At 65.1% G+C, this 11,663-nt stretch carries 11 protein-coding genes; 6 read left to right on the top strand and 5 right to left on the bottom strand.

Annotated elements, in window-relative coordinates; all coding sequences use genetic code 11:
- Positions 1-3: 3 nt before the first annotated feature.
- The 3 genes from FY036_RS19430 to FY036_RS19420 are packed head-to-tail and all read left to right on the top strand — an operon-like array spanning position 4 to position 2,183.
- On the top strand, positions 4-501 hold the full coding sequence (locus tag FY036_RS19430) for a 2,4'-dihydroxyacetophenone dioxygenase family protein (RefSeq protein WP_148916423.1): 498 nt from the start codon (positions 4-6) through the stop codon (positions 499-501).
- The gene (locus tag FY036_RS19425; RefSeq protein WP_148916422.1) at positions 498-1,265 is read left to right on the top strand and encodes an SDR family NAD(P)-dependent oxidoreductase; all 768 of its coding nucleotides are present in this window, start codon (positions 498-500) and stop codon (positions 1,263-1,265) included. Before FY036_RS19430 ends, FY036_RS19425 begins: the two co-directional genes overlap by 4 nt.
- A 21-nt stretch (positions 1,266-1,286) precedes the next feature.
- The gene (locus tag FY036_RS19420) at positions 1,287-2,183 is read left to right on the top strand and encodes an NAD(P)-dependent oxidoreductase (protein ID WP_148916421.1); all 897 of its coding nucleotides are present in this window, start codon (positions 1,287-1,289) and stop codon (positions 2,181-2,183) included.
- Here the strand turns inward: FY036_RS19420 and FY036_RS19415 are convergent.
- The 3 genes from FY036_RS19415 to FY036_RS19405 all read right to left on the bottom strand — a co-directional run bounded on the left by FY036_RS19415 (position 2,178) and on the right by FY036_RS19405 (position 5,274).
- Positions 2,178-3,683 (bottom strand): tripartite tricarboxylate transporter permease, encoded by a 1,506-nt coding sequence (locus tag FY036_RS19415; RefSeq protein WP_148916420.1) that lies wholly within the window; start codon positions 3,681-3,683, stop codon positions 2,178-2,180. The two genes, FY036_RS19420 and FY036_RS19415, sit on opposite strands and share 6 nt — an antisense overlap.
- 13 nt (positions 3,684-3,696) lie before the next feature.
- Complete coding sequence (locus FY036_RS19410; protein WP_148916419.1) at positions 3,697-4,167, bottom strand: tripartite tricarboxylate transporter TctB family protein; 471 nt, start codon at positions 4,165-4,167, stop codon at positions 3,697-3,699.
- 126 nt (positions 4,168-4,293) lie between these two features.
- Positions 4,294-5,274 carry a tripartite tricarboxylate transporter substrate binding protein gene (locus tag FY036_RS19405; RefSeq protein WP_148916418.1) on the bottom strand — a complete coding sequence of 327 codons (981 nt, stop codon included), beginning with the start codon at positions 5,272-5,274 and terminating at the stop codon, positions 4,294-4,296.
- Between the two features lie 147 nt (positions 5,275-5,421).
- Here FY036_RS19405 and FY036_RS19400 point away from each other — a divergent pair, with 147 nt between their 5' ends.
- Positions 5,422-6,069 carry a protein-L-isoaspartate(D-aspartate) O-methyltransferase gene (locus tag FY036_RS19400; RefSeq protein WP_235897722.1) on the top strand — a complete coding sequence of 216 codons (648 nt, stop codon included), beginning with the start codon at positions 5,422-5,424 and terminating at the stop codon, positions 6,067-6,069.
- Between the two features lie 7 nt (positions 6,070-6,076).
- On the opposite strand, the gene FY036_RS19395 is transcribed toward FY036_RS19400, so the two are convergent.
- Positions 6,077-7,207, bottom strand: coding sequence for an AI-2E family transporter (locus tag FY036_RS19395; protein WP_148916417.1), 1,131 nt, complete (start codon positions 7,205-7,207; stop codon positions 6,077-6,079).
- Positions 7,208-7,409: 202 nt separating this feature from the next.
- Between FY036_RS19395 and FY036_RS19390 the strand changes: the two genes are divergently transcribed.
- Positions 7,410-9,050, top strand: a complete 1,641-nt coding sequence (locus FY036_RS19390; protein WP_235897739.1) for an MFS transporter — start codon at positions 7,410-7,412, stop codon at positions 9,048-9,050.
- Here the strand turns inward: FY036_RS19390 and FY036_RS19385 are convergent.
- Entirely contained in the window at positions 9,047-10,249 is a 1,203-nt protein-coding gene (locus tag FY036_RS19385; RefSeq protein WP_235897721.1) for an ROK family transcriptional regulator, read from the bottom strand. The two genes, FY036_RS19390 and FY036_RS19385, sit on opposite strands and share 4 nt — an antisense overlap.
- 261 nt (positions 10,250-10,510) lie before the next feature.
- Here FY036_RS19385 and FY036_RS19380 point away from each other — a divergent pair, with 261 nt between their 5' ends.
- Positions 10,511-11,491 (top strand): sugar ABC transporter substrate-binding protein, encoded by a 981-nt coding sequence (locus FY036_RS19380; protein WP_148916702.1) that lies wholly within the window; start codon positions 10,511-10,513, stop codon positions 11,489-11,491.
- Positions 11,492-11,663: the final 172 nt, after the last annotated feature.

Below are 11,663 nucleotides of genomic sequence, written 5' to 3'. Positions count from 1 at the left end.
CGCATGTATGCAGCCATGAACAATTCGGCCCACCAGTGCGCGGCGGCGGAGATAGCCGTGAAGGCGGTGCCCGACGACGAGCGGGTATGGGTGCCGCAGGCGAAGGATGTCTGGTTCAGGCCGCTGATGCTCAACACGATGCAGGGCCAGTGGTGCAACCTCCTGCGCGTGCGGCGGTCAGGCATCCTGTCGCGCCATCTCCACCCCAACCCGGTGCACGGATACGTCATCAAGGGGCGGTGGCACTATCTGGAGCACGATTGGATCGCTGAAACCGGCTCCTACGTCTTCGAGCCGCCGGGCGAAATCCACACCCTGACGGTGCCCGACGATGTCGAGGAGATGATCACCTTCTTCAACATCACCGGCTGCATGGTCTACATGGACGAGAACAACCGGCAGGTGGGCTACGAGGACGTGTTCACCAAGATCGACATGTGCCGCAAGCATTATGACGAAGTGGGCCTCGGGGCGGACTATCTGGACCAGTTCATCCGATGAGTCCTGAGAACGTTTCGAGCGACGAGGCCCACTGGGCGGCATCGCTGGTGGGCGGAAGCCGTGTTCTCGTCACGGGCGGCACATCGGGCATAGGCGCTGCGATCGCGACTGCGTTTCTGGATGCGGGCGCGTCCGTCACGATCACGGGCGTGAGCGACGGCGAGATCGACGCGGCGCTGGGCAGCCCTGAGCTTTCACGCGCCGACATAAGACGACTGGACGTGCGGGAGGCCGAAGAGGTGTCTACGCTGGTCGCATCGCTGGAACGCCTTGACGTGCTGGTGAACTGCGCCGGCATCATCCGCCGCGGCGAGGAACTGGACCCCGAGGTGTTCGCGGAGGTGGTGGATGTCAACCTCACCGGCTCGATGCGGGTCTGCGCCGCAGCACGGCCGCTCTTGGCGCGACAAGGCGGCGCGATCGTCAACCTCGCATCCATGCTGTCCTTCTTCGGCGGCGGGCTGGTTCCGGGCTACGCAGCCAGCAAGGGCGGCATAGCCCAGATGACCAAGTCGCTCGCAATCGCCTATGCGGCCGACGGCATCCGCGTGAACGCAATAGCTCCCGGCTGGATCGAGACGCCGCTGACGGCCGGACTGCGCGCCGACCCCCAGCGCAGCGCGGCCATCGTGGAACGCACGGCGCTGAAAAGGTGGGGCAAGCCGCATGAGCTTGCCGGCGGGGTGCTGTTCCTGTGTTCGCCGGCGGCCTCCTTCATCACCGGCACCGTGCTGACAATCGATGGCGGCTATTCCATCACGTGACTTGACCGAAAGGATGCAGCAATGACCGAGAAACCGCGTATCGGCTTCGTGGGTGTCGGCCTGATGGGGCACGGCATGGCGAAGAACATGGTCGAGGCGGGCTATGCCCTCACGGTGCTGGGGCATCGCAACCGCGAGCCGGTGGAAGATCTCCTCAGGCGCGGGGCGACCGAGGCGGCAGACGTGGCGACGCTGGCCGGCGCGTGCGACGTGATCTTCCTGTGCCTTCCCGGCAGCCCGCAGGTGGAGGCGGTGGTTGGCGAAATCATTTCCGCGGGCTGCGAAGGCAAGACCGTGGTCGACTGCTCGACCAGCAACCCGGTCTCCACACGCGCGCTCGAAGCGGCCCTTCGCAAGGCGGGCGGCGTTTTGGTGGATGCGCCGCTCTCGCGCACGCCCAAGGAAGCATGGGAAGGCACGCTGGACACGATGGTCGGCGCATCGCAGGACGATTTCGAGCGTCTGCGCCCGGTGATCGACTGCTGGGCGGGCAAGGCGGTGCGCGTCGGCGAGGTGGGCGCCGGCCACACGATGAAACTGCTCAACAACTTCCTCTCGCTCGGCTACGCGGCGATCTATTCGGAAGCGCTGGCGATAGGCGCGAAGAACGGCATCGATGCAGCCACCTTTCACAGCGTGATCGGGGGAGGGCGCATGGATTGCGGCTTCTACCAGACCTTCATGAAATACGTCGTCGAGCGCGACCGTGACGCCCACAAGTTCACGCTGCGCAACGCGCACAAGGACATGCGCTATCTGGTGTCGCTTGCGACGGAGAGCGGGATTGCCGGCTACGTTTCCTCCGCCGTGAAGAACGGGCTGGCGACCGCAGAGGCCATCGGCCGGGGCGACGACTACCTGCCGATGCTTTCCGACATCGTCGCCGAACTCAACGGCGTCGACCGCAAGGGTTCATGACAGGGCTTCGTCCAGGTCGCCGCGGCGGCGGTTGCGGATCGCGCTGACGAGCATCGACAGCCAGATCGCCAGCACGAAGAGGCCGAGCCCTGCGGCGATGGGCCGGTCGAAGAAGGCGATGAACGAGCCGTCGGCCTTGATCATGGTCGTCACGAAATTGCGCTCGAGGATCGGCCCGATGACGATGCCGAGAATGCACGGCGCAATGGGTATCTGGTTCTCCTCCATGAAGAAGCCCAGAACACCGAAGGCGAGCATGAGGATGATGCCGTAGGCTGCGTTGTTGGAAGCGAACGCACCGACGATGCAGAAGACGAGGATGATCGGCATCAGCACCTGGCGCGGCGTGCGCAGCAGGTGCTTGGCGAACTTGATGACGAGCCAGCCAAGCGGGATCATCAGCAGGTTCGCGAGGATGAAAATGAGGAAGACGGCGTAGATCGTCTGCGGGTTGAACAGGAACAGCGTCGGTCCGGGATTGATGCCCTTGACGTAGAGCACACCGATAACGATTGCGGTGATGGTGTCGCCGGGGATGCCGAACACCAGCGCGGGCACCCAAGCGCTCGACAGTGACGAGTTGTTGGCCGATGTGCTCTCGATGATGCCCTCGACGTGGCCGGTGCCGAATTTTTCGGGCGTTTTGGAGAACCGCCTGCTGACCGCGTAGCTGACATAGGCGGCTACGTCCGCGCCAGCGCCGGGGATCGCGCCGATAGCGGTGCCCAGTACGTTGCCACGAAGCTGCTGACGCCAGTAGGTTCGCACCATGCCGCCCCAGTTGCGGAAGATGTTGCCGACGCGGGTCTGAACCGTGTCCCAAGGCGGAGCGCCGGCGGCGATGGTGCGGAACACTTCCGAGACGGCAAACAGCCCGATCATTGCCGGTATGAAGTCGATGCCCGCCAGCATCTCGGTGGAGCCGAACGTGAAGCGCGGCACGCCGGCCGGGTTGTTAAGGCCCACGGTCGAGATGAGCAGTCCGATCAGCAAGCTCACAAGACCTCTGACCGGGGACGACGCTCCGATGAAGGCGGCGCAGGTGAGGCCCAGAAGCGCCATCCAGAAATATTCCTGCGAGGAAAATTTCAGCGCCACTTCGGCGAGCGCGGGTGCGGCGAAGATGAGCACCGCCGTGCCGAAAAGGCCGCCGATGGCGGAAAAGAGGACGCAGGCGCCAAGCACCGTTTCGGCTTCGCCCCTCTTGGTCATTGCGTAGGCTTCGTCGACATAGGCGGCGGACGCAGGCGTACCTGGAATGCGCAGCAGCGCGCCGGGAATGTCGCCGGCAAAGATCGCCATCGCCGCGCATGTCACCATCGCGCCGACGGCTGGTATCGGGTCCATGAAGAATGTGAGGGGCACCAGAAGCGCGGTGGCCATGGTGGCGGTGAGGCCTGGAACCGCGCCGACGAGCAGCCCGAAGAGTGCGGCCGATACGAGGGTGAGCATCACGTCCCAGGTGAAGACCAGTTCGAAGGCGGCGAGGATGGCGTTCATGTCGCTCTTCTCCTCACCACGGCAGGCGCGGCATCAGCCCGAAGGGCAGCGGCACCAGCAGGATCGAACGGAAGACGTAGTCGCATGCGAAGGCCGCCAGCACGGCAAGCAGCAGGCTCTGCCACCACGGCACGCGCAGCATGCGGAAAAGCACGATCAGGATGACGACCGCCATGGGGATGAACCCTACGCGCCGTGCCAGAAGAATGTAAGCGACGACGCACAGTATCGTCACCAGCACGCTGGTCAGCGCGCCCGGCTTGCGTGTCCACTCGGTGCGGGTGAAAAGCGGCCCGGAGGCGGTTCGCAGGCCGCGCACGAGCATGGCTAGCCCACAGCCTGCAAAGCCGATGGCGATGGCCGTGGGGAACGCGGCTGCCCCGTAGCGCTGGCCGGGGATATCGGGAAATGTCTGCGCGTATAAGCCGACAGCAACCCCGAAGAGCAGCAGCAGCACGCCGAACATGGTGTCGCTCAGTCGCATCGAAAACACCCGTCGCAAGCAGCAGGAAAGCGGGAGCGGAAGGGTGTCGGGTCGTCCAAGCCGCGTCCTTGCGGACGCGCGGCGATCCGTGCAATCCCTCCCGCTCCTCAGCAGGCTGCGTGGTTGCTACTGCGCCAGTCCCACGGCCTTCATCGTGTCGCCGAGCGCCGTGTTGCTCTGCGCCATGAAGTCCGCGAACTCCTGCCCTGCGGCCCAGCGAACGCCGAAGCCCTGGCCCTGCATGAAGCTGGCGTATTCCTCGCTGTTGTAGACGGCCTCCAGCGCCTCGGTGAGGCGCGTAGCGACGTCCTCCGGCAGGCCGGACGGGCCGACGATGCCGCGCCACGCGCCGATCTGCCAGTCAGAGCCCACGGCTTCTTCAAGGGTCGGAACGTCGGGGAACAGGTCGGCGCGGCTGGACGACATGATGGCCAGCGACTTGACGCGGCCTGCATCGATCAGCGCCCGCGCTTCCACCAGCGAGCAGGGCACGATGTTGACGCCGCCGGCGACCAGGTCCTGCAGGCCCGGTGCGGCCCCTTCGCTTGGCACCCACGGAACCTTTGCCGGGTCGATGCCGCGATCGTTGAGCATGCCTGCGATGGCCAGATGCCAGATGCCGCCCTGGCCAGTGCCCGATGCGCGGAACGTGGACGGTTCACCCGCCTCGATCGCATCCAGAAGAGCCTCGATCGTGTCGTATTCGGAATCGGCCGCCACCTGCACTCCGGCAGGATCCTCATTCATGAGCGCGAGCGGCGTGTAGTTCTCCCAGGTCAGGTCGGTCAGGCCCTGCCAGTGCATCATGCCGATCTCGACGGTGGCGATGCCGAGCGTGTAGCCGTCAGGCTCGGCTTCCGCGATCGCCGAGTGCCCGACGACGCCCGAACCGCCCGTGCGATTGACGACGTTGACCGGCTGGCCAAGCTCCTTTTCGAGTACCGAGCCGATGATGCGTGCAGTGGCATCCGTGCCGCCGCCAGCGCCCCAGGGAACGATGATCGTCAGCGGACGATCCGGATATTGCGCCATGGCTGGAGCGGTGAAGGGCAGGACGGCGGCAAGCGCGCCGGCGGCCGTCAGTCCGAGGACCGATCTTCTGAGCATTTCTTTCCTCCCGAAATTCTCATTTTCTAGCCCCGCCAGCATTGACCAGGATCGCCGGCAGCGCAACCATCGGCGGCAAAAGACAGACGATGGGGTATGCCCCGGTTGCGCATGGCATCACCCTCTGTCGCCTGTAGGAACGGGTCGATGGAGCGCGAAGGGATGGAGGCCGCGCGCCGGCGTATGGTCGAGGAACAGATCGTTGCGCGCGGCATCGAGAGCCCGCTGGTGCTGGACGCGTTTCGTGCCGTGCCGCGCGAGCGTTTCGTGGACGAGTGGTTGCAAGAACGCGCCTATGACGACACCCCGCTTCCCATCGGCGAAGGCCAGACGATCTCGCAACCTTTCGTCGTGGCCCTGATGATCGAGGCCGCCGGCGTCGGGCCCGGCCAGCGAGTGCTGGAGGTCGGCGCGGGCTCGGGCTATGCGGCGGCTGCCATCAGTCGCATCGCCGACAGGGTCTACGCGGTGGAACGGCATGCAGCACTTGGGCGGGCTGCCTCCGAACGCCTCGCGGTACTCGGCTACGACAATGTCGAACTTCGCATCGGCGACGGCACTGCCGGGTGGAGGGAAGCCGCACCGTTCGACGCCATCATCGTCTCGGCCGGTGGCGAGGCCGTGCCCCCGGCACTCAAGGAACAGCTAGCGCCGGGCGGCGTGCTGGTCATGCCGGTGGGACCGCAGCGGGGCGGCCAGCGTCTTCTGCGCCTGACACGCGACTCGTCGGACGGGTACGCGACGGAAGACCTGGGCGGCGTCGCGTTCGTGCCGCTTGTCGGCGGGGAGGCGTAGAGGCTCGCTACTCCTCCCGGTCCATCGTCTGTTGGGCCGACAGGAAGTTGCCGATCTGCTGGAGCCCTTCGAAATGGTCGCAGAAGACCTTGATGACCACCAGCAGAGGCACGGCGATCAGTGCGCCGATGAAGCCCCAGAGCCACGACCAGAACGCCACGGCAATCAGGATCGAGACTGCGTTGAGCTCCAGCCGGCGGCCGACTACCAACGGCGTCACGATCTGACCCTCCAGAACGTTGCAGATGATGAGGAAGGTGGGAACCAGCATCGCGTAGCCGAGGCTGTCGAAGGTGATTATGGAGATCACCGTCACCACACTCATCACCAGCAGCGCGCCGACATAGGGAAGGAAGTTCAGAAGCGCTGCCATGACGCCCCACAGGAGCGGGGTGGGCATGCCGAGGATCCAGAGACCGAAGGCGATCACGGCCCCCAGGCCTGCATTGATAATGGCAACGGTCAGCAGGTAGCGGGAGACTTCGCGCTCGACGTCGTAGACGACGCGTAGCGCACGCTTCTTCTCGCTCATTTTCGTGAAGGACTGAACGATCTTCTCGTAGAAGAGCGTACCGGAGGCCAGAAGGAAGAGCGACAGCACGAAGACGATGGCGATGGTCGTGCCGGCGCTCAGCATGTTGCCGGCAGCCTGCGAGAGGATGCCGGGCTGTTGGACGGCCACCTTCAGCACGCCTTCGTCGCGGTTGGTGTCGGCGACTTCGTCTATCTGCTGTGAAATCGCCAGCAGCCGGTTCAGCGGCGTGCGAAGTTCATGCATGCGCTCCGTGAGCGAGCGGCCGATCTGCGGTGCGTCGTTGACGAGCTGCATGACCGGACCGCTAAGGAGGTATCCGCCCACCGCGATGATGACGGCCGACGCGACGACCAGCATCGTTGCGGAAACGGGAGCGGGGATGCCGCGTTTGGAAGCGAACCTGACGATTGGCGTCAAGGTGAGCGCGAACAGGAAGGCGAGGATGACCGGCATGAAAAATTCGCGCCCGAAATAGAGCGCGTAGATCGTCATGATGATGAAGATGCCGGTGATCGCGAAGTTGCGGCGCGACGTGGAATCGGGGCCTGGAATCGGCTCGGGAAGCGCCGCATCGGTGTTTTGGTCGGCGTCGTTCACGGCCATGGGATCCCCCAGCGAATATTATGAATCAATAATGCTCGACAGGAGCGGGAGTTCCTTGGACGCGCGGCGGCGGCGTGGCAGGCGGTGGCACAGTCGTTACGCCTGTGCTGCTGGCGCATTCATGTCTAGGATAATTGACCCCGAGTCGCCCTCAAAAGGCGGCTTTCAGCTCTCGACCCAGACCCGCCGTGCCATATCCATCGTGATCGAACGCCTGCCAACCCTAGCTCCCTTCCGACACCGGACTTTCCGGTCGGTCTGGATCGCGAGTCTGGTGACGAATTTCGGCTCGCTCATCCAGACGGTCGGCGCGGCGTGGATGATGACGCTGATCTCCACCTCCGCCGATCTGGTAGCGCTGGTGCAGTCGTCGACGGCGCTGCCGATCATGCTGTTTTCGCTGATATCGGGAGCCATTGCCGACAACTTCAACCGGCGCAGGGTGATGCTGGTGGCGCAGAGCTTCATGCTGGTCGTCTCGGTGGCGCTGGCGCTGACCGCGTGGACGGGCCTGATGACGCCGTGGCTGCTTCTGACCTTCACCTTTCTCATCGGCTGCGGGGCCGCGCTCAACAATCCCTCCTGGCAGGCGTCGGTCGGCGACATGGTGCCGCGAGCCGACCTGCCGGCGGCGGTGGCGCTCAACAGCATGGGCTTCAACCTCACCCGCAGCGTCGGGCCTGCGATCGGCGGCGCCATCGTCGCGGCCTTCGGTGCGGTTGCGGCGTTCGCGATCAACGCCGTCAGCTATCTCACGCTCATCTTCGTGCTGCTGCGCTGGAAACCGCCGGCAAGCACCAGCACGCTGCCTCCCGAACCGCTGGGCCTGGCGATCATATCGGGGCTTCGCTACATGGCGATGTCTCCCAATATCGAGAAGGTGCTGCTGCGCGGCTTTGTCTTCGGCTTCGCCGTCATTTCGGTCGTCGCGCTTCTGCCGCTGGTGACGCGCGACCTGCTGGGCGGCGGCGCGCTGCTCTACGGCGTTCTGTTCGGCGCGTTCGGGGCAGGGGCTGTGGGCGGCGCGTTCGTCAGCGGCACGCTGAGGCAGCGACTGTCCACCGAGTGGATCGCGCGGCTTTCCTTCACCAGCTTTGCGCTCAGCGCGCTCATCATCGCGCTGAGCCCGTGGCCTTGGCTGACATTCACGGCGCTGATGGTCGGCGGAGCCTGCTGGGTGATCGCGCTGTCGATGTTCAACATCACCGTGCAGATGTCCACGCCGCGCTGGGTGGTCGGCCGCGCGCTGTCGCTCTACCAGATGGCAACATTCGGAGGCATGGCTCTGGGCAGCTGGATCTGGGGCCTCGCCGCGGAGGCCTACGGGCCTGATACGGCGCTGCAGCTTGCGGCGCTGGTGATGATAGGCGGAGCGTTGCTGGGTCTCGGGCGGTTCGCGCTGCCCGCCCTTGCCTCGCTCAACCTGGACCCGCTCAACCGCTGGCGCGAGCCGCATCTCGAACTCGACATCACGCCCCGAAGCGGGCCGGTGAAGATCATGATCGAATACGAGATCGACGAGAAGGACACGCGCGAGTTTTTGGAGATGATGGCCGAGCGACGCCGCATCAGGAAGCGCGACGGTGCGCGGCGCTGGAGCCTGACGCGCGATCTGGAGCATCCTCGCCACTGGATCGAGGCGTATCATCTGCCGACCTGGATGGAATATGTGCGCTACAACCTGCGCCTGACGCACGCAGACGCGATCGTGGGCGAGCAGATCAGGAAGCTGCATGCCGGCGAAAATCCGCCTATAGTGCGCCGCATGATCGAGCGGCCGACGGGGCGGCACCCGCTGGACGGCCAGCCGAAGGGCATGGCGGACCTGCACCAGCAGAGCTAGCGGGCGGCAGCGCCGATCAGGAAGCGGTCGGACAGCGGCAGGCTGGCCCCGCCTATGGCGCGCGCATGGTGGCCGACCGAGCCTTCGCGGACGGCCGGCAGCGCGACCCCTTCGGAATCGAGAAGTGCCAGCTTGTTGCGGACCGCCTCGACCATCCGCGCACGCACGTCGAGCGGCATCCACCCGTCGATGATGGCGGCTTCGAAGTCGATGATCGAGGACGCGGCGAGGATGGCGTGGGCGAGGCCCGCCGCCGCATGGTCTATCCAGCGGTCGAGTTCCTCGCCGATGTCCCACCATTCCTCGGGCAGCACCCAGAGCCGATCGGTATCCTCGCCCTTCGCCTTCAATGCCGCTTCCAGGACGGTGATCGAGGCGACGTCGATCAATTGGCGCATCGTGCCCTGCGACCCCGGAACGGGCATCGGTCCGATAGCGCCCGCATTACCGCTGGACCCGGCGTAGAGCCTGCGGTCGAGCACCACGCCGCCGCCGATGAAAGCCCCGACATAGAAGTAGAGGAAATCGCGGAAGGCAGCCTCATTGCCGAAGATCAGCTCTGCCCCGCAGGCCGATGTCGCGTCGTTCTGGAGATAGACGTCGAACGGGCAGCGTGCGGCGACCTCGGCGCGGATGTCCACCGTCTTCCAAGCATCCATTGCGCCCTTGGGTGCGCCGCTGGCGTCTTCCCAGTTCCATAGCTGAAAGGGGATGGCGATGCCCAGCCCCGCGATGCGGCCCTTCTGCTGCGGCGAGAGGCCGGCGCACAGGCGTTGGATGCCATCGGAAGCAAACTCGATGGTCGCCGACGGGGTCGGATAGGCGTAGGCGCTGTGAAGCATGGCGCGCTGGCGGCCGAGGAAATCCAGAAGCACCAGCTCCGCGCTGCGCCGCCCGACCTTGAGGCCGAGGAAGAACGCGCCGTCGGGGTTGAGCGACATCGGCACCGAGGGCTGGCCGATGCGCCCGCGCACCTTCTCGCCGCGAAGCAGCAGCCCGTCCGCTTCCAGCTCCCGCATGATGACCGAAACGGTCTGCGCCGAAAGGCCGGTCATGCGCGCGATCTCGGTCTTGGAAAGGCTGGCGTGAAAGCGCACGAGCGAAAGCACGAGACGCTCGTTGTTGTCGCGCATCCCGCTCTGGTTCGTTCCCCGATGAAAGGCGATTTCGCTTTTCAGCGCCCCTTCGGTCTTCATCATGCCCGCCACCACCTTCCTCCCTGATGGCGCATTCCTCAGCGTTTCACAATGAGGGCGGGGACCTATTTCGTCAATAAATAAATAAGAGTGATTTAGTTATTGACTCACTGGCAGCTTGGTGCAAATTTTGTCTCGGCATTGGCCGGAGGAGACGGCCGATGCGTTCGTGCCGGGGCCGCCCTGCGGCCCTGCTCAGCAACCGGGAGGACTACCGTGACCACTTGTTTCAAAACCACCGTCTTCGGCGCCGCTGCCGCCGCGATGCTGGCGCTGGCTGCCCCGGCTTCCGCGCAGGAGGTCGGCGCGTGCCTGATAACCAAGACCGACATCAACCCGTTCTTCGTCAAGATGAAGGAAGGCGCGACCGCCAAGGCGGCCGAACTGGGCGTCAACCTTTCGACCTATGCCGGACGGGTGGATGGCGACCATGAAACGCAGGTGCAGGCGATCGAGACCTGCATCGCTTCCGGCGCCAAGGGCATCCTTATTACGGCGTCCGACACCAAGGCCATCGTGCCGGTGGTGCAGCAGGCGCGCGATGCTGGCCTGCTTGTGATCGCGCTCGACACGCCGCTCGAGCCCATCGACGCCGCCGACGCAACCTTCGCCACCGACAACTTCAAGGCAGGCGAGCTGATCGGCCAGTGGGCCGCCGCGACGCTGGGCGACGAGGCTGCCAACGCCAAGATCGCGCTACTCGACCTGACGCCTAGCGCGCCCTCGGTGGACGTGCTGCGCGACCAAGGCTTCCTCAAGGGCTTCGGCGTCGATATCAAGGACGAGAACCGGATCGGCGACGAGGACGATGCGCGCATCGTCGGCCACGACGTGACCAACGGGAACGAGGAGGGTGGCCGCACGGCGATGGAAAACCTTCTCCAGAAAGATCCCGACATCAATGTCGTCTATACGATCAACGAGCCTGCAGCTGCCGGCGCATACGAGACGCTTCGCGCCTTCGGCAAGACGGATGGGGTTCTGATCGTGTCGGTCGATGGCGGCTGCCCGGGTGTCGAGAACGTCAAGGAAGGCATCATCGGCGCGACCTCGCAGCAATACCCGCTCCTGATGGCTGCATTGGGGATCGAGGCGATCGCCAAATATGCGGAGTCCGGCGAGCTGCCCAAGCCAACTGAAGGCCTCGACTTCTTCGACACAGGCGTGACGCTCATCACCGACATGCCGGTGGATGGCGTCGAGTCCATCGACTCGGCCGAAGGCTTGGAGAAGTGCTGGGGGTGAGGGGCCGGTTCGTGAGGGCGAAGGCATCGTGCCACTGGCACGATGCAATGTTCTGAGCGCCGGAGCGCTGCCGAAGGCAGCGGATCGCCGGCGGAGAAGCGGTCCCCATAGCGACAGCCAGCCGTCGTCCTACTTCCATACCCTTTCCCCCGTGACGGGGGGAGGGAGGAGC

Origin of the sequence: Neoaquamicrobium microcysteis (genome assembly GCF_008180155.1) — a bacterium.
GTDB lineage: Bacteria > Pseudomonadota > Alphaproteobacteria > Rhizobiales > Rhizobiaceae > Aerobium > Aerobium microcysteis.
Note: the sequence above shows the minus strand (reverse complement) of the source record. Positions and strands in the feature narration are given on the sequence as shown.

Bases quoted from the DNA above. Each gene is read 5' to 3' on its own strand.
- FY036_RS19410 (WP_148916419.1), bottom strand. From the start codon at position 4,167: ATGCGACTGAGCGACACCATGTTCGGCGTGCTGCTGCTGCTCTTCGGG.
- FY036_RS19425 (WP_148916422.1), top strand. From the start codon at position 498: ATGAGTCCTGAGAACGTTTCGAGCGACGAGGCCCACTGGGCGGCATCG.
- FY036_RS19400 (WP_235897722.1), top strand. From the start codon at position 5,422: ATGGAGCGCGAAGGGATGGAGGCCGCGCGCCGGCGTATGGTCGAGGAA.
- FY036_RS19415 (WP_148916420.1), bottom strand. From the start codon at position 3,683: ATGAACGCCATCCTCGCCGCCTTCGAACTGGTCTTCACCTGGGACGTG.
- FY036_RS19430 (WP_148916423.1), top strand. From the start codon at position 4: ATGTATGCAGCCATGAACAATTCGGCCCACCAGTGCGCGGCGGCGGAG.
- FY036_RS19380 (WP_148916702.1), top strand. From the start codon at position 10,511: ATGCTGGCGCTGGCTGCCCCGGCTTCCGCGCAGGAGGTCGGCGCGTGC.
- FY036_RS19385 (WP_235897721.1), bottom strand. From the start codon at position 10,249: ATGATGAAGACCGAAGGGGCGCTGAAAAGCGAAATCGCCTTTCATCGG.
- FY036_RS19395 (WP_148916417.1), bottom strand. From the start codon at position 7,207: ATGGCCGTGAACGACGCCGACCAAAACACCGATGCGGCGCTTCCCGAG.
- FY036_RS19405 (WP_148916418.1), bottom strand. From the start codon at position 5,274: ATGCTCAGAAGATCGGTCCTCGGACTGACGGCCGCCGGCGCGCTTGCC.
- FY036_RS19420 (WP_148916421.1), top strand. From the start codon at position 1,287: ATGACCGAGAAACCGCGTATCGGCTTCGTGGGTGTCGGCCTGATGGGG.